This is a genomic window from Thermococcus eurythermalis, assembly GCF_000769655.1.
GTDB lineage: Archaea > Methanobacteriota_B > Thermococci > Thermococcales > Thermococcaceae > Thermococcus > Thermococcus eurythermalis.
Map to the genome: position 1 here is coordinate 1,899,026 of NZ_CP008887.1, position 22,686 is coordinate 1,921,711.

Here is a 22,686-nt window from a genome sequence, read left to right on the forward strand (position 1 = left end):
ATTCCCTCCCCCTAAGACCCATATATGCCGTATCTCCGCAGGGATTTAATCGAGCCACGCGTTTATCAGGAAGTCATCTACGCCCGCTGTAAAGAAAGGAACTGCCTCGTTGTCCTCCCGACAGGGTTAGGAAAGACCCTAATCGCGATGCTCATAGCGGACTACCGGCTCTCAAAGTACGGGGGAAAAGTCCTCTTCTTAGCTCCGACCAAACCGCTGGCGATGCAGCACGCTGAGAGCTTTAGAAGGCTCTTCAACCTGCCGCCAGAGAAAATCAACGTCCTCACCGGTGAGCTCTCCCCTGAGAAGCGCGCCGAGCTGTGGAAAAAGAGCATGGTAATCACGGCGACACCCCAGACGGTTGAGAACGACATCTTGACTGGCAGGATTTCCATTGAGGACGTGGTTCTGCTCGTCGTTGACGAGGCCCACAGGGCGGTGGGGAACTACGCCTACGTCTTCATAGCCAAGGAGTACCTCAAGACGGCAAAGCATCCACTCGTCCTCGGTCTGACTGCATCACCCGGAAGCGACGAGGAGAAAATCCGAGAGATAGTGGAAAACCTTGGCGTGGAGCACATCGAGGTCAGGACTGAGAGCTCCCCGGACGTAAAGCCCTACGTCCAGAAGATATCCTTTGAGTGGGTGAAGGTAGAACTGCCGGAAATATACAAGGAAGTCCGAAAAATCCTGCGCGAGATGCTCAAAGACTCCCTAAAGCCCCTCGCCGATGCGGGCATCGTTAGCTCGGCCTCCTCGGACATCTCAAAGCGGGAAGTCCTGATGGCGGGCTCAAAGATAAACCAGGCGATGGCCAAGGGGGACTACTCAATCGGCTACCTCAAGAAGCACCAGGCCAAGGCCATGAAGCTCCACCACGCCATAGAGCTCCTCGAAACGCAGGGCCTAACGGCGCTTAGGAACTACCTCAAGAAGCTCCGGGGAGACCGCTCGAAGTCCGGTAAGGAGCTCATGGAAGACCCGCGCATGAGGAAGGTGATTTACCTCCTCGTCCAGGCAAAGGAGCTCGGCCTCGACCACCCGAAGATGGAGAAGCTCAAGGAGCTCGTAAGGAAACAGCTTGAGAAAAAGCCCAACTCAAAGATTATCGTTTTCACAAACTACCGCGACACCGGAAAGAAGATAGTCGAAGAACTTAGGGCCCTTGGGATCTCCGCGGAGAGGTTCATAGGGCAGGCGAGCAGGGGAGAAGACAGGGGAATGAGCCAGAGGGAGCAGAAGGAGATACTTGAGGGGTTCTCGCGCGGCGAGTTCAACGTTTTAGTTGCCACGAGCGTCGGGGAAGAGGGTCTGGACGTGCCTGAGGTTGACCTCGTCGTCTTTTATGAACCTGTGCCTTCCGCCATAAGGAGCATACAGAGGAGAGGCAGGACTGGCAGGCACAGGCCGGGTAAAGTCGTAATCCTGATGGCAAAGGGCACGAGGGACGAGGCATACTACTGGAGCTCCCGGCGGAAGGAAAGGGGCATGTTCGACGCTATAAAGCGCATAGCCGGGGAACTCGAAAAGGCCCACAAGAGTGATGATAAAATAAGGGAGACTGCCGGGGAGAGTGCTGAGATGCCCTCAAAAGGGAAGATAACCCCTCTTGATGCGTTCCTGAAGGTTGGCAAGGCGAAGAAAGATGAACACGAAACGGGGCCAGAAGAGACCACCAAAAAGACCTATGAGCAGACCTCTGCCGAAGATAAGAAAACCGAGAAGAAACCGGAAGAAAGGCCTGAAATCCCGGTTAAACCCATCTTCGTCAGGAAGCCGAAGGGCATAGTGGTCTACGTTGACAGCCGCGAGATGAGGAGCGGCGTCCCCAAGATTCTAAAGGAGCTTGGAGCCGAGATTGAGGTCAGGACTTTAGATGTCGCCGATTATGTGGTGAGCGAGGACGTTGGGATAGAGAGGAAGAGCGCCAACGACTTCATCCAGTCAATCATAGACGGCAGGCTCTTTGAACAGGTAGAGAGGCTCAAGAGGGCATACGAGAAGCCCGTAATAATCATCGAGGGCGAGCTCTACGGAATAAGGAACGTACACCCCAACGCCATTCGCGGTGCAATTGCCTCCGTGACCATCGATTGGGGCGTCCCGATACTCTTCTCTTCAGGGAAAGAGGAGACGGCCCAGTTCATCTACCTCCTGGCAAAGCGCGAGCAGGAGGAGAGGAAGAAGGAAGTCAAGCTGAGGAGCGAGAAGAAGGCCCTAACCCTGGCCGAGAGGCAGCGCCTCATAGTCGAGGGCCTGCCGAACGTTTCCGCGACCCTTGCCAGGCGCCTCTTGAAGCACTTCGGCAACGTTGAGCGCGTTTTCACAGCGACCGAGGAGGAGCTGAAAGAAGTCGAGGGGATAGGAGAGAAGAAGGCGAGGGAGATACGGAAGGTCATAACAGCCCCCTACGTTGAGGACGAGGACGAATAGAGGCTCAGAGAAATCCTCGCCCCCTTCATTTAGAGACCACTTAATTTTTCAAAACTAAGGCCTATTTCAGCACTCAGAAGAGACCCCACGAGAGCCCTTGAAAGCGCAAACATTCTCAAAACAGTACTTCAGAAAAGAATCACGAACCTTGATCAAACTTCGCACAGGCGAAGTTTGAATGGTGCGGGGGCGGGGATTTGAACCCCGGAACCCCTACGGGACGGGACCCTCAATCCCGCGCCTTTGACCAGGCTCGGCAACCCCCGCGTTGCCAGATATAGGGGCGTACAAGGCTTTATAAATTTTACGGTTCCTATGAGGGCAACATACTGAACTCCCTCAGGAGAAGGTTCAGCTGTTTATCGGTGAGGGTCTTAGGCTCAACCACAACAATTATCCCAGCGTTTTTCAAACTCACATAATCCTTGAGGCTCGTGAGGAATTTCATCACGGAGTCAAAACCATTGTTTAGAATCAGGTACTCCAGACCGTCGAGGATTACAAAGGTGTTCTCGTCCACACTTGAGACCAGCTTGTGGGTAAGGAGGGGAAGGTCAGTGGGCCTCACAGCGTTTTTGGAGGGAACGTTGCTGATCCAGATATAAGGAACTCCAAGCGCCGCGTATGGTTTTGGGTACCTGGTGACGGCAAGAATCTGCCTGCCCCCAAGAAGGGAAAGAAGCTTTGAAGGGGACGTCACGTAGGTAACGTAAGCCCCAGGCACTATAGAGGAATGCCCGTTCATAATCATTTTGGGCTTCACTGCTCTAATCTGTCTGCGTACTTGAAATGAAGCAACCATTATCGTGGCCATGCCAATGGCTACCAAGACGTCATCAAAGATTTTGGTAAACTCCGTGGAGTAGACATCATTAAGAACGTTCTCAAGGTAGCCAGCCCAGAAAATTAGCGCCCCCAGAGAAGCTCGTCTGAACGTCTTTTTATCCACATAAGCCAAGATGGTGTCCTTTAGCGAGTATATGACTAAGAAAGCAACAGTTAAAGTGACAAATGCAACCATCTCCGCCGTGAGTTTTATAGCATGATACCCATTCATAAGGGCTCCCGACTAATTATTATGTATAACTACCTACATAACTTTTGCGGGCAGTCAACCGAAAAGTTTATAAACCCACCTCACCTCTATGGTTTCGGGTCGTGGGCCGGTAGCTTAGCCTGGTTAGAGCGGCGGACTCTTAATCCGCAGGTCGGGGGTTCGAATCCCCCCCGGCCCGCCAAAACGCGTTTCTCCTCGGCGCGTTCTGAGAAGGAGCGCGTTTGAGATTTCAACATTGAGGAGACTTGAAAAATGAGTTTTAAGGAGCTTGGCCTATCGAAGGCATCCATTGAGGCCGTTGAGAGGAAGGGTTTCTCGGAACCCACAGACGTTCAGAGGGAGGTTATACCGCTCATCCTCGAAGGAAAAAGCGATGTTATTGGTCAATCAAAGACAGGGAGCGGGAAGACCGCTGCCTTTGGCCTGCCGATTCTCGACATGGTTGACGCGAGTGAGAAGGAAGTCCAGGCGCTTATCCTGACGCCGACCAGGGAGCTGGCGATACAGGTGAGTGAGGAGCTCCGCTCGCTACGCGGAAAGCGGAAGATAGACATCTACGCCATCTACGGAGGTCAGCCTATAGGGCCCCAGATAAGGGCGCTGGAAAGTGCCCAGATAGTTGTTGGGACGCCCGGCAGGGTGCTCGACCACATAAGGCGCGGAACCCTCAGGCTCGACTCACTCCGCTTCTTCGTCCTCGACGAGGCCGACAGAATGCTGGACATGGGTTTCCAGGAGGACATAGAGGCAATTTTCAGGGCAACACCGAGGGAAAAGCGCGTGATGATGTTCTCGGCGACGATGCCGATGGACGTGCTCCTTCTGGCAAAGAAGTACATGAAGAACCCTGAGGTCGTCATCGTGAGCAGGGACGAGCTTGTCCCTGGCGAGGTCGAGCAGGAGTTCGTAGAGACCGTCCCAGCAAGGCGCTATGGGATACTCAAGAAAATCCTGAGTGGGGAATTCTATGGCATAATCTTCTGCCAGACGAAGGCCGAAACACGGGAGCTGGCGGAGAGGCTCAGGAGGGACGGCTTCAGGGCCGAGGCCCTAAACGGGGACATGAGCCAGCCCTCAAGGGAGAGAACCTTTGGACGCTTCAAGCGGAGGAAGACCAAGATACTGGTCGCGACGGACGTTGCCGCGAGGGGCCTTGACGTCCCGGAGATAAGTCATGTTGTCAACTACTCCATCCCAATGAACGCCGAGCAGTACATCCACAGGATCGGCAGAACAGGAAGAATGGGCAAGAAGGGCAAGGCTATAACGTTCATAGCCCCCGGCGAGCTCAGGAGGCTTAAGTACCTGGCAAAGCAGGCGGGCGTTGACGTCAGAAAGTCCGAGCTGAGTGAGGAACTCCCAAGGGAATACCGCGAGATGCTCAGGCGGGACAACCTTGAGAACGAGTACAGGCACAGGTGGGGCAGGCAGGCTCCAAGACAGAGAAGAAGGCGCTTCTGAGCGCCTTTGCTATAACTCTACTCACCTACATTTATGTCCTCTATGTATTCTACCTAACAGCACCATGTTGCTCCAAGATTGTTAATGTTGTTCTCAACTTATCCTGTCAATAGCCACGATTTATACCACAAACGACAGGACAAGTTAATCTGCACAGAAACTTTGAACAGAAACTTTGAGAGAAGTACGATAGAAGGAGTTTGGCGCCGGGGCAGGGATTTGAACCCTGGCGGGCAAACGCCCACGGACTCTCCAGGCCCGCGCCTTCCCAGGCTAGGCTACCCCGGCGCATAAAGGAGAGGAATCAGGAGATCAGCTCAATCTCGATGGTGACGTCCTCGGGGACACGAATACGCATGATCTGGCGCATGGCCCTTTCGTCGGCCTCGATGTCAACAAGCCTCTTGTGAACGCGGAGCTCGAACCTGTCAAAGGTAGCAGTTCCTTCTCCATCGGGGCTCTTCCTGGTGGTGATCCTTATCCTCTTGGTCGGGAGCGGTATCGGGCCGCTCATCCTGACGCCGGTCCTCTCGGCAATCTGCCTGATCTGGTCGGTGACCTCGTTGAGGGCCTTGATGTTAGTACTCGCAAGCTTAATTCTTGCCTTCTGCATTCCCGTCCCTCCTAACGTTTAAAGTGGTAAAGGAAAGGTTAGAGAAGGCCTTCACTCGGCCTTCTGGATGGAGATGACCATACCGGCAGCGACGGTCTGGCCCATGTCACGGATAGCGAATCTACCGAGCTGCGGGATCTCCTTGACCGGCTCGATGACCATGGCCTTGGTCGGCCTGAGGAGGACGATAGCGGAGTCACCGGTCTTGATGAACTGCGGGTTCTCCTCGACGATGTTGCCGGTCCTCGGGTCGAGCTTGGCGAGGAGCTGCTCGAACCTGACAGCGACCTGAGTGGTGTGGGCGTGGAGGACCGGGGTGTATCCGACGGTGATAGCTGTTGGGTGGTTGAGGACGATAATCTGGGCCTTGAAGGTGTCCTTCGGCCTGACGACGGTCGGCGGGTTGTTGGTGTGTCCGGCAACGTCACCGCGCTTTATGTCGTTCTTACCAACGCCACGGACGTTGAATCCGATGTTGTCACCTGGGTAGGCTTCCTGGAGCGGCTCGTGGTGCATCTCGATGCTCTTGACCTCACCCTGGATCGGCTTGTGGAAGATGGTGCTGGCCGGCTCGAAGATGACGACATCACCGACCTTGAGGACACCGGTCTCAACACGGCCGACCGGGACGGTACCAACACCCTTAATGGAGTAGACGTCCTGGATCGGAATGCGGAGCGGCTTGTCGGTCGGCTTCGGCGGCTCCGGTATCTGGTCAAGGGCCTCGATGAGGGTCGGGCCGTTGTACCAGGGCATCTTGTCGCTCTTCTTGACGACGTTGTCGCCCTCCCAGGCGCTGATCGGGATGATCGGGAAGTCCTTGTAACCGAGCATCATGAGGAGCTTCTTGACCTGCTCAGCGACCTGCTTGAACTTCTTCTCGTCGTAGTTGACCATGTCCATCTTGTTGATGGCGACTATGATGTGGTTGATACCGAGGGTCCTGGCAAGGAAGGCGTGCTCCTTGGTCTGCGGCATGACACCGTCGGTGGCGGCGACGACGAGAACAGCGGCGTCGGCCTGGCTGGCACCGGTGATCATGTTCTTAACGAAGTCCCTGTGACCCGGAGCGTCGATGATGGTGATGTACCTGTGCGGGGTCTCGAACTTGGTGTGGGCAACGTCAATGGTGATACCCCTCTCGCGCTCCTCCTTGAGCCTGTCCATGACCCAAGCGAACTTGAAGGACTTACCCTTCTCACCCATCTCCTCGAACTTCTTGATGATGTTCTCCGGTATGTTGGCGGTGTCAAAGAGCAGCCTTCCGATGGTGGTGCTCTTTCCGTGGTCGACGTGTCCTATAAAGACTATATTAACGTGCGGCTTCTCCTTAGCCATTTTCAAACACCTCCAGATTTTGGTCTAGTCTCGTTGACTAGGATGGCTTTTTAAATCTTTCGAACCTCGGCCCCCTCGGGCGGGAAACCCGCCGTTTATCGGGGGGGCCTCATGAGTTCTGTGCTTAACTTACGAAGCGGGTTTAAAAACTTAACTAATGAAGTTTCAGACTGGAATTCATTTTTTGGGCGCATCAGAAACTATCCAAGTGCGCGACAACCGCTAGGGGAGCTCTATAAATTGGTAGAGGGAAACACAACTTTCGGTTCGCTATTTTTTGGCAAGGTTAAGTATCACTTCTATGGAGTCTCCTTCCTGCACAGTCTTGAGCCAGAATATATTAAACCTGCCTAGATCGTTTTTAATTCCCGCAGAACTTGTGAGGCTCTTATAGAAGTATTTCACGAATTCGTAGTAAAATGCCGGATGATAGTAGTTTGCAAAATGTGGAAACTCCATCCTCCAGGTTATGCCATCAGAATATCCCCGGGGCAGGTAAGCCCTTGTATTCAAGGATTTAATATTTTTATCCAGAACCAAATTTGGGTGGTTTTCCAAGAACGCTCTCCGTAAATCCTCGGAGATTCTTGCAAGATCCGTAGAACCAAAATCGTAGTCTTTGGATTTAAAGTCTTCAGCCGTCAGGAGCCCAATTTTTGTGACCCGGACATTTTCACCTTCTCTCCGTATCTCGTATATGGTAGCATTCGAAATTAACCGTGTCTCTCCAAGTATCTCTTTCCGGTATGTTGACCAATAGTCATAATATGTCCCCAGGTCCATCGCAGGAGGGTGCTGATCTAAGAGGAAATACTCGTCGTTGATTTTTACTGCCGCTGTCGCGTGTCCAATACCCGAGTTTTCAAAATCAATCTCGAATACATAAACAGGAGAATATCCCATCTCTAGTAGAATCGCGGTGGTCAGAATGGCGTAATCAGTACAAACGCCCGCGCCCCTAGGAACCGTCTCATAAGGAGTCTGGATCTCCACTCCAGGCTCGGCGGTAACTTTTGTGATTTTTCCATTTGACCTCTAGATGACGGGGGAAGGCAAAAGTGCTTTAGAGTGATTATACTCAATGTTACTATCAAGCCACTCCAGAACGTTCCAAGCACTCTCCTGAAGGGTTTTTCCTCTTAATTGGTTTGCAAGGTGGGATACCTTTGAAAGTTCTTCTTCAGTTAAAGCACATTTAAGAGCGTCCTGAAGGATATACCTCCAATAACCGTTAACCGTTTGAGCAGTCACTAAGTGCAACAGCACCAGTAGGCCTTTCTGTTGTTTCTGAAGATGTCTGGATATCGGGATAACCCAAGAAATATGTGTATGTGCTAGTTTCGGACGAATTTTCAGATTCCCCAGAGAACACAGGCTTAATATTATCAAAAGCGCCCTGTGAGTATAAATACCCCATTAGAATCAGTAGCAAGATTGCTATTCCCACTGCCATGTGCCTCCTAGTGGAGCTTCTTTTATGATGGCCAGAGCTGAAGTGTGTGCTTGAGGATGTGTAGGGAAGTGAGGTCACTTGCCTTTTTCCGCGATGTGGGGAAGTGGGCCGTGATTTGGACCTTCGTGAAATGCCTGTCTCACCCGCTTTCTCTTTCAGATAAAGATCTCTTTCTCGAATTCTCGCCGCCTTTGTTTTGATTTCTTCAGCCTTCTGGAAAACGTAGCCACCTAAGCCAAGATACTCTCCCATTGATTCAGCAAGTTCCCAGAGTCCCTTCAATGCCTCTTTCTTAGTGGGATTATCCAAGAGCTTTGCCTCAGCTACAACCAGAATTTCGAAAAACTCATCCAAGATTTCCCTACCATTCAAAGGAAAGTCCCGCCTGTAGTTGTACCACAGGTTGTCCCTCCACTCCTCGAGTCTGCTTGCAATTCTGTCAGAACCGAATGATCACTCCATCTGAGACTAGTGTACCCATCCCGCCCGTGAACCACATGCTGAGAAGAGCGCAGTGAAACGATGATCCAGTTCAGATCTGGATTAACAATGCGGGTAATAAAATAATGCAAATCATTCTTTTCAGAATGCATGTTCCAACCTCCCAGGAATTATGGTGACTTTTTCTATTGCTGGACATAAATATGTTTCGTCTGGACACAGATTTCAATGGGTTTTGTTTCCCGAAACGAGAAATGGGTTGGGACCACCCGGTAAAAGAACAGTCCATAGATACCCGCAGGGGCCAGAACAAGATGGAGAGAATAGAAAGTTCAGAGGGCGGAGAGCCCTCACTGCTGCGGGCAGACGTCCTTCTCGGTCGGCGGGTTCGGGTCGAGGCCCTTCCTCTGCCTAATCTGCCTGATAATCTGCTGGGCAAGCTCGTTCGGGACGCGCTTGAAGCCCGCGTGCTCGGTGGTCCAGAGGGCCTTTCCGCTGGTGGCGCCACGGATGGCTCCAGCGAATCCGAACATCTCTGCAACTGGAGCCTCTCCAATGATGATCATGACCTCGCCTTCCTGCCTCATGTCGATGAGCTGACCGCGCCTCTGGTTGAGCTCCCTGCTGACGGCACCCATGTACTCGTAGGGTATGTTGATGATGACCTTCTGGTAGGGCTCGTAGAGGACCGGATTGGCCTTCATCATGGCACAGTGGATTGCCGTCCTGATGGCCGGGTAGATCTGGGCAGGACCGCGGTGGACGTTGTCCTCGTGGATCTTGGCGTCGTGGAGCCTGACGATGACCTTCATGACCGGCTCCTTGGCGAGCGGTCCCTCGTCCATCGCCATGTGGAATCCGTCGACGAGCAGATCCATGACCTCGTTGAGGTACTGGATACCCTTGGTGTTGTCGAAGAACATGTTGCCGTTGTAGACGTCGACGATGCCCTTGGCCATCTCGTAGTCCATGCCGAGCTCGGCGAGCTTCTTGGCGACCGCCTTCGGGTCCTTGGGCCTGCCCTCTGGGATGATGCCCTCCTTAATGGCCTCGTAAATCTCGTCGGGCATCGGCTCGACGGTGATGTAGAACCTGTTGTGCTTGTTGGGTGACTTGCCCTCAACGATCGGGCTCTTCTTGGTCACGCTCTCACGGTAGACAACGATCGGCGGGCTGACGTCAACGTCGAGCTTCCACTCGGTCTTGAGGCGGTAGAGCTTGACCTCGAGGTGGAGCTCACCCATACCGCTGAGGAGGTGCTGACCGGTCTCCTCGTCGATCTTGACGTGGAGGGTCGGGTCCTCCTTGGCGAGCTGTCTAAGGGCCTCGATGAGCTTCGGAAGGTCCTTAACGTTCTTGGCCTCGATAGCGACGGTAACGACGGGCTCGCTGGCGTAGTGGAGGGCCTCAAACGGCTCGATCTGCTCAACGGAAACGGTCTCACCGGCCATAGCGTCCCTCAGACCGGTGACGGCGACGATGTTACCGGCCGGGACGGCCTCCATGTTGATCCTCTCGGGACCCATGTAGATACCGACCTGCTGGATCCTGGCCTTCCTCTTGCTGTTGATGAGGTAAACCTCCTGGCCTGTCTTGACGGTACCGCTCCAGACACGGCCGGTGGCGACCTCACCGGCGTGCTTGTCGAGGATTATCTTGGTGACGACCATGACCATCTTGCCCTTCGGGTCGCACTTGAGCATGGCCTGGCCGACGTCGCTGTTTATGTCGCCCTGCCAGAGGTGCGGAATCCTGTACTTCTGAGCCTCAAGGGGGTTCGGGAGGTGCCTGACGACCATATCGAGGACGACGACGTGGAGCGGGGCCTTCTGCCTGAGGGTCTTGAGGTCACCGGCGTTGGTGAGCTCGACGATGTCCTTGAAGGTAACTCCGGTCTTCTTCATGAACGGGACGCTGAGGGCCCAGTTGTAGTAAGCGCTTCCGAAGGCGACGCTACCGTCTTCTACCTTGACAAGCCACTCGTTCTTGAACTCCTCGGGGGCGTAGCGCTTGATGAGCCTGTTGACGTCGGTGATTATCTTGGCGAAGCGGTTGAGTATCTCGTTCGGGCCGAGCTTGAGCTCCTTGATGAGACGGTCAACCTTGTTGATGAAGAGGACGGGCTTGACGTACTCGCGAAGGGCCTGCCTGAGGACGGTCTCGGTCTGGGGCATGACGCCCTCGACGGCGTCAACGACGATGATGGCACCGTCTATGGCACGCATGGCCCTGGTAACGTCACCACCGAAGTCAACGTGACCCGGGGTGTCGATGAGGTTGATGAGGTAGTCCTGGCCCTCGTAGTTGTGGACCATCGAAACGTTGGCCGCGTTGATGGTGATTCCCCTCGCCTGCTCCTGCTCGTCGAAGTCAAGGACGAGCTGCTTTCCGGCAAGCTCCTCGCTGATCATTCCCGCTCCGGCGAGCAGGTTGTCGCTCAGAGTGGTCTTACCGTGGTCAATGTGAGCGGCAATACCCATATTCCTAATCCTCTCGGGCTGGGTCATGAGCTCCTTAATCTTCGCAATCATCTCTTCCCTTCTTCCCATAACGCACCACCTTTGGATGAGCTTGTCGGCTTAACTTAAAAGGCTCGGTTATAAAGCTTTTCCTGATGGGAAAATGGAACGGGACGGGGAATTCAAAACTACTTAAGCCTTTTGGAGACAAAGGTTCTGACCTCTTCAACTTTATCTTCCCTCGCGTAGATTCCCCAGCGCCAGTTGCTCTCTTTTGCCTCTACGAGTGCCCTGACAACCGGCGAGACCTCACTGAGCCGCTTAATTTCCCCGTTGAACTCCACGAAGGCGTTCCTCTCCTCGAACCTCGGCTTCTCAGGGTAGTCGAGCAACGCAAGATGGCCGAACTCACTCTCCAGCTCTTTTCTCAACTCCTTGATTGTCTCCTCATCGAGCTTCTTCCCGCTCCAGAGAACGCGCTTGTAAAGCCGCCTGTTCTCGATTGCACTGATGAGCTCTCTGACCTCTTTTTTCTCGCTGGCCCTCAGCCTCGCGACGAGGTCAACCTCGTCCATTTTCCGGAGCTCCTCAAGCTCAACCCCTTCGAGCTCAACGGCCTTGCAGAGCATTGAACTCGCTATCCTGACTGTGTGGTGCTGATAAACCGTCGGGTACATCATGCTCCTTGATATAAGGAGGTTCTGGCCCGCCATGATGCCCTTTTCCTTCAGGATTAACCTCTCACCGTCCCAGTGCAGGTTTCTGATAAGCCTCTCCAGGTCAACCAGGCCGTAGGCGACCCCCGTGTAGTACGCGTCGCGGACGAGGTAGTCCATTCTATCGGCGTCTATGTCACCGCTCACGAGGGGATGCTTGAGAAAGCCAAGGAACTCCCCGAGGGAATAGCGCTCCTCAATGACGTCCCTGATTTCCCCTTCTCTCAGAACCCGCCTCGTGTTTTCCTCGTGACGCGGGTAAAGCGCCTCAAGTGTGTGCGAGAACGGGTAGTGTCCTATGTCATGGAGAAGGGCCGCGTAGACAGCACCCTCCTCGATTTCGGGGTTGTACTCGGTTATCTTCCTTGCCAGGTAGAACGTCCCCAGCGAGTGCTCAAAGCGGGTGTGCCTTGCGGAGGGGTAAACGAGGAAAGCTAAGCCGAGCTGGGTAATCCTCCTGAGCCTCTGGAACTCCGGCGTGTCAACCAGCTTTACCGCGAAGTCGTCGAGCTCTATTCCGCCGTGTATCGGGTCGTGGACGAGCTTCATGTTAACCGCCATGAGGGAGTAAGAAAAAAGTTAATAAACCTAACCGCCCAAAACTCAACCGTTGGCAGGGTGCGGACCCTCCTGCCCGGAAGGTGAGGGGGCCTCTGTGCTCCCTCCCCTCTTCCTTCTGATGTGCGGCTTGAACAGCCTCTCGACCTCTTCTTGAACATTCTCGGCTTTTCCGCTCAGAACGAGCTTTCCGTTGCCTATCACCACGACCCAGTCAACGATGGGCATCAGAGGCTCCCAGATGTGGCTTATGATTACGAAGTTGGTTTTCCCCCTCATATCCTCGATGATTTCAATGACTTTCTCCATGCTGTCAAAGTCTATATTGGCGAGAGGCTCGTCCAAGAATATCAGCTCCGGCTTTCCTATGAAGGCCTGAGCGAGGCTCAGTCTCTTCAGCATTCCCGAGGAGTAACCGCTTATGCGCTTATCAATGAAGGTCTTCACCTCAAAGAGCTCCGCCACGCGCTTAATTTCGTCCTCTCCGAATCCCCTGCTCTCCGCAAAGAGGTTCAACCATTCCCGTCCCGTTGTGAACTGCGGAAAAGCCGGTGGGTCGTAGGCTACGCCGAAGCGGGTTTTAACCCTCCAGTTGTTCCAGGGACTTTCTCCAAACACCTTAATCTCTCCAGATGTCGGCCTGTAAACTCCAGTGGCGAGCTTAAGAAAGGTGCTCTTTCCACCGCCGTTGGGGCCGAGTATCAGCGTTACTCCCTCCGGAATGCTAACCGTAACCCCGTCAAGTGCGTGAATGCTCCCGAAGTATTTCTTCAAATCCCTCGCCTCGATAATCATTTCCTCCACCTCCAAATGACCAGGGCAAGGAGCAGTGCAAAAACGGTCCCTAAGCCGTAGATTGCGTTCTGAACGTCCTTCGTCGGGTAGTTCTTGATGAATCGGAAGGCGCAGGTCAACTTCCCGGTTCCGTTGTTGAGGACAAGGTAGTCCCCCTCACGTGGTAGGACGAACTGATAAGTTAGATGCCCATAGATGTTCTCCCGGTTCACGAGCTTGCCCGTTATGATGTCGTACACCTCCACGACCCCGTTGCCGTTGCAGGACGCTTCCACGAGGGAGCTCGTTGGGGCGTACATGGTAACCATCATCATGTCCGTCACGTTTCCCTGCCTCTCTATTGGCTGAAGGAAGACTGGGCCAACGGAGCCGACTTTGTTCTCGTATGAGTGGTAAATCCCAATGGAGCCGATTGTGAGTATAAGCAGGCCAAGGAGCAACACTGTGAGGAAGCGCCTCATACTACATCCCTCCTCCTAATTAGAACCAGCGCGGCCCCGAGGAGAAGTAGCGGAACTGCGATTCCCCAGCCAAGGTATTGGGCCGTGAGGGGAGTGAAGTCCGTGCTTCCGCATCTGTGAAGGGCGTACGTAAAGAGTGCCGGGGGAATGCTCTCAAGTCCCAGGATTTTTGGTGCGTAGACTATGGTGAAGCCCACCATAAAGGCCAGGAAGGCGTTTGGAGATGCTAGGGAAACGAGTGTTGCGACGGCGACGAGGTATAATATTAGGAAGAGCACAATAATGAGAGCATCACTCATGAATCCCGAGGTTACCTCCGGCAGGTAGCCGGCTATGCTGGTGTAGCTCGTTAACGTGACGTATGCAAAGGGGAGAAGAATCATGAGGACGCTGTAGACGAGTATTGAGAGCAACTTGACTCCAAAGATTTCGGTGTTGGAGTACGGAAGCGAGTAAATAGAACGCGCAACCCCACTGTCCCGGTCGTAGCGGAAAGACAAAGCGCCAAGGAGTAGGGTAAGGAATCCCATTAGAGTCCAGACGTCGCTCAGGTAAAGCATTCCATGTATCTCCCCTGCGACGCCATGTGCCAGGGAGGGCCCAAAAAGCTTTATTTCGGTGCCTGAGGCAAAGCCTGGTATGTAGTTCACGTCCATGATTGACTTTTTCATCGACATCCCCACGAGAACTAATCCAAACAGAAAGAGAACGTTCTTTATAACGTCGTTGAACTCCCATTTCAAGAGCGTTTTAAGCCTGCCCATTCGTTCACCTCCCTTTTGTAACTAACATCGAGGGAATGACTTCCTCATTTTATCCTCCCCCAACCTCTTACTGCCACGATAGAGCCGAGGAGAACCAGTGACACCCAGAAAGTGTACCTTAATGGTGTTTGGACCCTCGAAAAGGGAATCTTTTGAACTTTCTGGAACTCAGCGTTGGTATTGTAGAGCGGTAGCAAACCGGCCCATGAAAGGTCCTTCTCCACCATCTGGTCGTAGGCCACACGTTCGTCCATGAAAGATGCAAAGGGAATTCCTATGGCGGCAAGGTCAGGGGATATCAGTATTGAGATAGTAGTGAGAGATAACACCACCCCCGTGGTGGGATCATAGCACAAGTCCCCCGGGGTCTGGGTGGTGAACTCCACAAGACCCTCCATGACAAGTGGTGATCCCAGGAGAGACAGCATGGCAGTGGGCGGCCCAAATTCCCCATAGTATGTTTTCTTGGGTTTATCCCTCACGGACACCTTCTCGACTTTCATCGTCCAGTTCAGGGTGGGAAAAACCACGAAGGTCTCGTTCTCCTGCGGGACCAAACCTGGGTCGGTATCAATCCAGAGGAAAGTATGACCGTAGCGGGTTCCGTTCAGGCTGAAAACGGTACCATCGCTCTCCCGTATTCTGTAAACACCCTCAATCCCGAGAGACCGGAGGTACACCTTGTATTCACGGGTACCGAAATTGCCCGGGGTTGGTATAGTTTCAACTTTTATGACCTCGTTTTGTTCCCAAATCGGGCTTAGGTTCTCCCCAGCTGGGACGGTGACTTTAACCGTTACGTTGCTCATGTCAATACGGACGCCGACTGTTAGATAACCGTCAGTCTCCTCCAGAATAGTGAACTTGAGGTAAGTGTCGTTGTACGCGTAGATTTTGTAGGAAGCGTTGTGGGAAAGGTAAACAAGAAACGCAGTCCTTTGCTCGGTTGAGTACCCCTGGGAGAGCTGATACTGGATATATGGGTCGTACCTCATGGCCGCGTACTCAACGTAGACTCCAGGCTTGGCCCAGTACGGGGTGGCCACCGCCAGCTGGGTGGGGAGAGCGAGGAGGAACATCAGGACCGCCAGGCCGGGCTTGAAAGCCCCTGCCCGGTGCATTCCATTGGAAACTACCCGCCTCCACCCTCTCCCCGAAGGTCCGGCGGTTGGCATTGAATCACCTCTTGAGCCTGACAACCAGAACGACGGTGAAGGTGGCCAGAACCGCGTAGAAGATTACCCTACCGTAACCGTCCCTGTCCTGGCCGACGGTGAGGGGGCTTTGCTCTCCCTCGTCTTCCTGGGTCTGGGGGGCGGGTGTGAAGCGATACAAGGTCGGGCCAAGCGTCTGCAGTCCCTCGCTCCCCGCCCTCTGGTCCATGAGGCTCATCGTTACTATCCCCATCGCCCTGAGGTCCGCTATTCCCGCTAGGCCGAACCAGCTCAGAAGTACAAAGTCGGAGCCATCGTAGAGGTAGACGTTCATTCCCTCTGCGGAGACACTACCGAGGTTAATGTTAATTTTGTTCGTGTAGATCTTTACCAGCGGAGGCCCGAAGGTGCCGCTGTACGTTTTGAATGACTGATTGACATTTTCCAGCCGCTGGACTTTGAGCACGGTGCCGTCGGCGTCAAACAGGACCGTTCCGTTTTCTGGAGGTTCAGTAGGGTCAATCCACAGGAAAGTCCTCCCGTAAACTTTTCCACCGGCTACAACCTGGTCCCCTTGCTTGAGAATTCTATAAATCCCGGTTATCTTTAGTGTTTCGAGCCTGTAAAGGCACGTCCCCAGCCTGCAAGTGTGGTTTATAACCTCCTCGGCGCTCCAGAACCTGGGAGAGCTTGCGTTGGTTATTATTGTGACGTTGGATAGCACTAGTTCTGTCCTCACCCTAAAAGACTCTGCCGAATCTTCGATTATCTCGAACCTCAAGTATGATGTGTTGTACGCCTTTATTGTATACTCAGAACCGTTTCGAAGGTAATACATGCTCACGGTTGTCACGGTCTCTGGAGGGACTCCCCTCTGCAACAGTCCACTGACGTACGTGTTGTCTCTGTGGGCAACGTACTCAACGACCGCACCTTTTCCAGCCCAGTATGGAGCGGACAATGCCAAGTTAGATCCGAGAAGTATCACAACCAAATAAATGCCGGCGTAAAGCTTTTTAAACGTCATTTTACCACCCCCAAAAATAGTAAAGGAAGCAATCGAAGTCATATATATGGCCAAGTTGCGCTGGCAGATACCACATCCGGCTGAGAGCGTCCGGGAATCATGACATAAACGCTCACTTCAACGCCGTTGGGGAGGTTGTTCTTGAACACGTAGTATGGATAGCTGTAGGGGGCCTTTAACCTTCCCCAACCTGTTCTGTAGGTTATGTCATAGTTCGTATAGGGATGCTGAGCATCGTACCTGACTCCAATCTCAGCATAGGCCTCTGCATACTGGTCCTGGTTGTAGTCCCTAACGACTGTGGTCTGCCATATCGTCGCTGCCGCGAACCCTGCCGCCACTACCAGGAGTCCGAACAGTATGGCTATTAACTTCTTCATGGTGTGGACCCTCCTGCCCGGGTACTATCTTGCCCCCGGGCAGTGTTAACTATCGTCCAACAATATTTAAGTTTTACTTCGAAGTTGAGGTGCAGATTTCAAAAAATCGACCATGATGAACATAGAAGAGACATAGTGCAAATAAGGGAGCGAATTACTTCAAGTTAATAACCGAGTTATACCATGATTGGCGAAATTGTTTAACAAAATGTTTTATCATTTTGAAAGAAGCTCGGCTCCCGAAAAATGGGAAACCGATATTGAATTTCGAACCTTCAGCTCCACGTCTTCCCCTATAGGTTATCCCCGTAAACGTTCTCCCTCTTGCCGACTTTTAGGATTTTGACAACTCTATCTTCCTTCAGGTACTCGAAGATTACTCGATACTGTCCAACGCGCAGGCGGTAAACGTTCTCATGTCCCTTGAGCTTTTGGACGTCTAGGTGGGCCAGAGGGAAAAAAGACAGCTTGGATATCCTGTCCTTTATCAACTCCTTCTCGTGTTGTGGGATACCCTGGAGTTCTTTCAGGGCTTTCTTGCTTATCAGAACCCTGTTCTCAAAGCTCATCTTTCACCACGTCCCATTCGAGGAACTCGTCATTTCTGCGCTCCTCGATGGCTTCTCTCTCCCACTTTTCCGGTTCAGACTCCTCAATGAGCTGAAGGTTAACATCCACGAGCTCCTTCAGAAACCGTTCTATCTCCTCTATCCGGTGGATAATCTCGCTGAGAGTGGCCTCCATTCTCTCACCTCGGGTATTGTTAGGGATTCAAATAATTAAAATTTTCGAACCTTCAGCTCCACGTCTCCGCTATGACGTCGTGCTTGTGAATGCTCTCGTTGCTGATGACCCTCACGTGTATCCTCCCGTTGAAGCGCTCCTTCGCCTTGGCGAATATCTCCCTCGCAACGTCCTCGACGAACTTCGGGTTTCTGTACATGCCCTGGACGACGGCGTTCTCGTCCACGGTCTTGAGGAGCGTGTAGGTCGGGTGGCTGAAGGAGCTCTCCACGACGTCTATCATCTCTTCAAGCTCTATCTCCTCATCATAGCCGGCCCTCACTTCAAGCTCGCCGACGGCGCGCTGTATGTGCGTCTTCCCGTTGTTGTTGGCCATCGCGTGGGGGCAGACGGTGTTTCCGATGACCTTGACCCTGAGGACTTTTTCAAACGAGCCGTCCTCGTTCTTGATAACGCCGACCTCGACGTCGTAGGGCTCGTATGTGGTCTTCTTGCTCGCCGGCGTCTCCCTGAGGATTATGAGGTGGGTCTTAATCCACACCTCCGCGCGCCTGTGCGGGTGCTTCCCCTCAAGGCGCTCTATAACGGCCCTGCCGAGCTCCTCAAGCGAGCTGTGGGCCTCCATTACCTCTTCCTCGACCGCCTCGCTCATGGCCTCTGTTATGCTCTCAACGAGCCTGCTCATGTGGATGCCCTTCTTCTCGGCGGGAAGGTCTATGGTTACTTCAAACACCGGGATGAACGTGTAAACCTTCCCCTTCCAGTTTATCTTGGCGACTGTCCTGAGGTTTGTAATGCCAACGCGCCTGAGCGGCTCTCTAATCTGGGGAACCTCTTCCTGGGTCTCAACCAGCATGTCTCTCACCCAGCGGAGGGTTGGTCGTCCCCTTTTTAAAGGTCACCACAAAAGTTCAGCAGGAAATCTTTAAGCCCCTCCCTGATTTCGTCGCTAACAGCTACTGCCCCGTGTTCTATCCTCACGTCTTTTCCAACCCTTGAAAGCTCGTACCCAAGTACTGCAAGCTTTGTGCCGTCAAAAAAGCGCAGAACGTCCCTCTCGCCCGCTTCAAAGAGGTCAGGAATCCAGTGGTTGTACCTGCCCTCCAGGCGTGGGTATATCAGGATAACGCCACCACCCACCAGCTTGGCGTACGCATAAGCTTGATACAGCTCGGAGCTCTTTCTAACGAGCTTCCTAACGCTCCTGCCCTGGTTGTGGAGGTATACGCTGAGGCTGCGGTACTTGGACTCAACTATAAACCTCCCCTTCTTGCACTTCACGACCACGTCGGGCAGGGGGTTGCCCATCATGAACATCGCCCTTCTCTTCTCCTCGTACTCGCGGGCGTTTTTTATCAGGTGGGGCAGGCTCTCCTGGGCCCTGACCTCTGCCTCTCCCCCCAGAACCGCCCTTATCGTGTGGTAAACAAGCCCCTCAAAGAGCCTGTCCATGCTCACGAATATCCCGGGCAGAACGCGGTTGCGGGTGCCTATGCCTACAAAACCTGAAATTATCGCCTCCGCGAGGTTAAAGACGTTCCTGAACCTCTCGCTCAGGTGGTTAAACGCCACCCTGGAGCTGTCCCCATATCTCAGCGGGCCGACTTCCACGAAAGCCCCCATCAGCATCCCGCCTAACTTCCGGGTTGACTTCCACTTGGAGGTGGTCACAACAATCTCAAGCGCCCTCTTAAGGACTCTGTTGAGGGGGTTGTCCTCCATCATCACCGAATACCTGACCGGGACTTCCAGCTTCCAGGGCGGCTTCCTCGCCATCCTGTTCATCAAGAGCCTTCCCCTGAGCACCCCAGAGTTCTCCTCGACCTCCCCGTACTCTATGTAAGGCCCCTCGCTCAGGGCCTTCGCCAGGAGGAGGACGTACATGCTCTTGAAGAGCTCGTCTATGTCCCCCGTCCTGCTGTACTCTTCGGAAAGGGCCCTCAGCTCCCCAGCCCCCACCCTCATTCCTCTGACTAGGTTGAGGAGCTGGAGGAAGAACTGGACGGAGCGCCTGTCGTCGGGGTCTGTCCTGAAAGGCTTCGGGAGAACCTGAAACGTTATCTTCTTCCCGTTGGTCACGTAGTACGCGAACCCAACACTCCCGTGGGCCCTCAGGTAGTGCTCCCTGTCCCTGGGAGAGTATTCGAGGCTGAACACCGTGTGCTCGCCGCCGTGAACCGAGTTGATGACCTCAACGAAGTGGGAGAGCTCCGGGTACGAGAGATTCACCCCCATGCCCCGGAGCCGGCTCATTGGGATTTTTCCAAACTCGTAGAACCTCACGACGACGTCCTGGGTCATTTCTCGTTCACCATTCTGCGGAGGGTTTCAAGGAACTCCTCGTCGCTCATCTCTATTATCCTGCCCTTCTCATCTATGAAGCTGAACCCCGGAAGGGCCCTGCGGAGTGCCTCCCAGTTGCCGTAGAAGTACTCCTGCAGGAGGGGGAGTATCTTGTAGTAGAAGACCCTCTTCAGCGCGCTGACCTTGTCCTCCGACCTGACGACCTCCATGAAGTAGCCGTGGCCGATGGTGTAGTCCTTGCCGCGCTCCTCTTCAATCGTCTCGTTGATCTTAGAAAGAAGGTGCTGGAGGTTCACTCCCCCGACTTCCACGTGGCCGAGCTCTTCGGGTCTCGGAAGGAACTCAACGAAGGCAAACCTCCTCCTCAGGGCCATGTCGAGGAATGCTATGCTCCTGTCGGTCGAGTTCATCGTGCCGATGATGTAGAGGTTTGGCGGCAGGGAGAATGGCTCTCCCGAATACGGAAGCGTCACGATGGTCTCCATTTCCTCTCCAAGGCGTTTATCGTGGTCGAGGAGGGTTATAACGTCCCCAAGAATCCTGCTTATGTTTCCCCTGTTTATCTCATCGATGACGAGGTAGTATTTGCCCTTCGGGTGGAACTCAAGCTTTTCGCCGTTTTTCTTCCGCTCAAGGAAGTCCACAACAACCTTTTTCATCTCCTCGTAGTCAGCGCCCCGCGAACCGGTTATGCCGTGGTATATCGCCTCGACGGCCATTCTCTTGAGGATTCCGTCCTCGACACGGTACACCAGCCGCCCGTCCTGCTCCGCGGGCCTGAATCCCTCCACGAAGTCCTCGTAGCTGTATGACTGGTGGAAGGTCACCACCTCTAACCGGGTGGCCTTTTTTGCGAGTTGTATAGCCCTCTGTGTCTTTCCGGTTCCAGGGGGGCCGTAGAATATAACGCTCCTGAACGCCTCTATGATTCCTGGAATCGGGTCTTCATCAACTTCTCCTTCTCCGGTCGGGGACTTGTCCGTCTTGAGGGTGTAAAGGTACGGGTTGTCCTTGAGGAGGTAGTAGTAAAACCCGCCGCTCGGGCTCGTCTTCCCGGAAGTCCTGCCTATGTACAGCGTCTGCCCGTCCCGGGAGATGCCAGAAAACTTCGGGTCGAGGAATTCGGGATTATAGCGCCCGAAGATAGTTCTGTCTTCCAGGTCATCGAGGGATATTGACTTTTTCTCCTCCAGCTTTTCATAGGAGACTGTGCCGCCGTAGAGGTACCCTCTGAACTGGCCGATGACCACAAAGAGGCCCCTCTCGGTAAAGCGGGCGAAAACGAGCTCCCCTGGAAGGGGGAGGACGGTTGTCCTTTTGTCCATTATGTATATCTCCGTCCCCATCTTGGTGCCGAGAAGGGCAATGGGCCTTCCGTCCCTGACCCACACGTCACCGATTGCCCCCTTTACAGCGGGAGGGGCGGTGTAGGTCGCCACTATCTCCATCCCATCCCAAAACTCAAGGGCCGAGTAGTATGGATAAACTGGGAACGGGACTTTTCCAATCCTGAGGACGGACTTTTTCCCGTTTGGCTCCCTGAACGTATGCAGGATGTAAGCTTCCTCCTCAGTGTCGTACACCCCATGAAAAAACGCGTATCCCCCTGGCAGTTTTGGAATGAAAAGAACCTCCGTTTCCGCAGGGGCCGTGAAGTTTATGCTCATGTCCCCGAAGACAACGACCCTGTCGTTTGGCGTCAGGAGGATATAGATTGGCGGCTTTGAGAAGGCCACCCTGAGCGCGTTTTCTTTTGGGGGCTCCTCAAGGGGGTATAAAGCAACTTCCCCACCGCCGCACTTCGAAAAAACTCCGATGTAGTTCTTTCCAGGGAAAATTATGACGTCCGACTGGCAGGGAATCGGCACCCCTCCCTCCCAGCCTTTTACAGGGTCTCCGGACGTGTAGAACGCGTGCAGAAACCTCGAATCGTAGTCGTCCCTGACGAGAACGGCCAGGTACTTTCCATCGTCGGAGAGCTTCATCTCCTCAATAGAAAACCCTACCCTCTCTTCCTCATACTCTTCGGACAAATAGCTGTTTATCCTCTCCACTGCCGACTTAACGGGTTCAAAACGGCCCATAAACCCCCACCTCAATCGGAAAATTGAGAGTATTCAACTTAAATAGTTTATCTCTTAACCTGTTTACTTGCCATGTAGTAAACTGTTCGGAGGGGTATCCCAAGGCGTTCGCTGATTTCCCGCATCGGGACGCCCTTCTTGGCTAACTCGCGGACGAGCTTCACCGTTTTTTCGTCGTACTTCCGCGGCCTCCCGCGCGGCCTCTTCTCCGGGACGAGCTCAATCCCGAGCTGGCCGAGGGCGTAGATGACCCTCTTCGAGACCTTCGGGTAAAGGCTCGGAGGACAGCTTATCCGCTTCACGTTGGGGGCGTTCTCAAGTATCTTAACAACCACCTCCTTGGTGGGCCTCAGGCTGACGTAGACCTCGGTAACGTCCTCGCCCAGCGAGGACAGCTTCCACAGGAGCTCATCGTAGGTCCTCGCGCTGACCCTTACCTTCATC

20 protein-coding genes, 3 tRNA genes and 1 pseudogene are annotated in these 22,686 nt (G+C 53.7%); 3 read left to right on the forward strand and 21 right to left on the reverse strand.

The window, feature by feature from the left end; all coding sequences use genetic code 11:
- Positions 1–24 precede the first annotated feature (24 nt).
- Positions 25–2,433: a DEAD/DEAH box helicase gene (locus tag TEU_RS10175; RefSeq protein ID WP_050003680.1), complete on the forward strand. Its 2,409-nt coding sequence runs from the start codon at positions 25–27 to the stop codon at positions 2,431–2,433.
- 179 nt (positions 2,434–2,612) lie between these two features.
- Here the strand turns inward: TEU_RS10175 and TEU_RS10180 are convergent.
- Both TEU_RS10180 and TEU_RS10185 read right to left on the reverse strand, forming a co-directional pair.
- A tRNA-Leu gene (locus TEU_RS10180) sits at positions 2,613–2,700 on the reverse strand.
- Between the two features lie 46 nt (positions 2,701–2,746).
- Positions 2,747–3,454: a DUF835 domain-containing protein gene (locus TEU_RS10185; RefSeq protein WP_158506644.1), complete on the reverse strand. Its 708-nt coding sequence runs from the start codon at positions 3,452–3,454 to the stop codon at positions 2,747–2,749.
- A gap of 139 nt (positions 3,455–3,593) precedes the next feature.
- Between TEU_RS10185 and TEU_RS10190 the strand changes: the two genes are divergently transcribed.
- Positions 3,594–3,671, forward strand: a tRNA-Lys gene (locus TEU_RS10190).
- A 71-nt stretch (positions 3,672–3,742) separates the two neighbouring features.
- Positions 3,743–4,951: a DEAD/DEAH box helicase gene (locus tag TEU_RS10195; protein WP_050003682.1), complete on the forward strand. Its 1,209-nt coding sequence runs from the start codon at positions 3,743–3,745 to the stop codon at positions 4,949–4,951.
- 201 nt (positions 4,952–5,152) lie between these two features.
- On the opposite strand, the gene TEU_RS10200 is transcribed toward TEU_RS10195, so the two are convergent.
- The 19 genes and pseudogenes from TEU_RS10200 to TEU_RS10290 form a co-directional block, all read right to left on the reverse strand.
- Positions 5,153–5,239, reverse strand: a tRNA-Ser gene (locus tag TEU_RS10200).
- 16 nt (positions 5,240–5,255) lie between these two features.
- On the reverse strand, positions 5,256–5,564 hold the full coding sequence (gene rpsJ, locus TEU_RS10205) for a 30S ribosomal protein S10 (RefSeq protein ID WP_050003683.1): 309 nt from the start codon (positions 5,562–5,564) through the stop codon (positions 5,256–5,258).
- A 51-nt stretch (positions 5,565–5,615) separates the two neighbouring features.
- A complete protein-coding gene (gene tuf, locus TEU_RS10210; protein ID WP_050003684.1) occupies positions 5,616–6,902 on the reverse strand; it encodes a translation elongation factor EF-1 subunit alpha in 1,287 nt (428 codons plus the stop codon).
- A gap of 270 nt (positions 6,903–7,172) precedes the next feature.
- Positions 7,173–8,168: pseudogene (locus TEU_RS10215) on the reverse strand (transglutaminase-like domain-containing protein).
- A complete protein-coding gene (locus TEU_RS11745; RefSeq protein WP_050003686.1) occupies positions 8,134–8,709 on the reverse strand; it encodes a hypothetical protein in 576 nt (191 codons plus the stop codon). Before TEU_RS11745 ends, TEU_RS10215 begins: the two are co-directional and overlap by 35 nt.
- Positions 8,710–9,146: 437 nt before the next feature.
- Complete coding sequence (locus tag TEU_RS10225; protein ID WP_050003687.1) at positions 9,147–11,345, reverse strand: elongation factor EF-2; 2,199 nt, start codon at positions 11,343–11,345, stop codon at positions 9,147–9,149.
- A 98-nt stretch (positions 11,346–11,443) separates the two neighbouring features.
- A complete protein-coding gene (locus TEU_RS10230) occupies positions 11,444–12,520 on the reverse strand; it encodes an HD domain-containing protein (protein WP_050003688.1) in 1,077 nt (358 codons plus the stop codon).
- 54 nt (positions 12,521–12,574) lie between these two features.
- On the reverse strand, positions 12,575–13,324 hold the full coding sequence (locus TEU_RS10235) for an ABC transporter ATP-binding protein (RefSeq protein WP_050003689.1): 750 nt from the start codon (positions 13,322–13,324) through the stop codon (positions 12,575–12,577).
- Complete coding sequence (locus tag TEU_RS10240) at positions 13,321–13,785, reverse strand: hypothetical protein (RefSeq protein WP_050003690.1); 465 nt, start codon at positions 13,783–13,785, stop codon at positions 13,321–13,323. Before TEU_RS10240 ends, TEU_RS10235 begins: the two co-directional genes overlap by 4 nt.
- Entirely contained in the window at positions 13,782–14,549 is a 768-nt protein-coding gene (locus tag TEU_RS10245) for an ABC transporter permease (protein WP_050003691.1), read from the reverse strand. Before TEU_RS10245 ends, TEU_RS10240 begins: the two co-directional genes overlap by 4 nt.
- Positions 14,550–14,593: 44 nt before the next feature.
- Positions 14,594–15,724, reverse strand: coding sequence for a hypothetical protein (locus TEU_RS10250; RefSeq protein ID WP_050003692.1), 1,131 nt, complete (start codon positions 15,722–15,724; stop codon positions 14,594–14,596).
- 4 nt (positions 15,725–15,728) lie between these two features.
- Positions 15,729–16,730, reverse strand: coding sequence for a hypothetical protein (locus TEU_RS10255; RefSeq protein ID WP_050003693.1), 1,002 nt, complete (start codon positions 16,728–16,730; stop codon positions 15,729–15,731).
- 38 nt (positions 16,731–16,768) lie between these two features.
- On the reverse strand, positions 16,769–17,071 hold the full coding sequence (locus TEU_RS10260) for a hypothetical protein (RefSeq protein WP_144244858.1): 303 nt from the start codon (positions 17,069–17,071) through the stop codon (positions 16,769–16,771).
- 332 nt (positions 17,072–17,403) lie between these two features.
- Complete coding sequence (locus tag TEU_RS10265) at positions 17,404–17,679, reverse strand: type II toxin-antitoxin system RelE family toxin (RefSeq protein WP_050003695.1); 276 nt, start codon at positions 17,677–17,679, stop codon at positions 17,404–17,406.
- A complete protein-coding gene (locus TEU_RS10270) occupies positions 17,669–17,854 on the reverse strand; it encodes a hypothetical protein (RefSeq protein ID WP_050003696.1) in 186 nt (61 codons plus the stop codon). The genes TEU_RS10265 and TEU_RS10270 overlap by 11 nt, the downstream gene beginning before the upstream one ends.
- A 52-nt stretch (positions 17,855–17,906) precedes the next feature.
- Complete coding sequence (locus TEU_RS10275) at positions 17,907–18,710, reverse strand: GTP cyclohydrolase IV (protein ID WP_050003697.1); 804 nt, start codon at positions 18,708–18,710, stop codon at positions 17,907–17,909.
- A gap of 35 nt (positions 18,711–18,745) precedes the next feature.
- Positions 18,746–20,155 (reverse strand): 5-methylcytosine restriction system specificity protein McrC, encoded by a 1,410-nt coding sequence (locus tag TEU_RS10280; protein WP_050003698.1) that lies wholly within the window; start codon positions 20,153–20,155, stop codon positions 18,746–18,748.
- On the reverse strand, positions 20,152–22,242 hold the full coding sequence (locus TEU_RS10285; RefSeq protein WP_050003699.1) for an McrB family protein: 2,091 nt from the start codon (positions 22,240–22,242) through the stop codon (positions 20,152–20,154). Before TEU_RS10285 ends, TEU_RS10280 begins: the two co-directional genes overlap by 4 nt.
- 47 nt (positions 22,243–22,289) lie before the next feature.
- On the reverse strand, positions 22,290–22,685 hold the full coding sequence (locus tag TEU_RS10290; RefSeq protein ID WP_050003700.1) for a DUF1699 family protein: 396 nt from the start codon (positions 22,683–22,685) through the stop codon (positions 22,290–22,292).
- Between the last annotated feature and the right edge of the window lies 1 nt (position 22,686).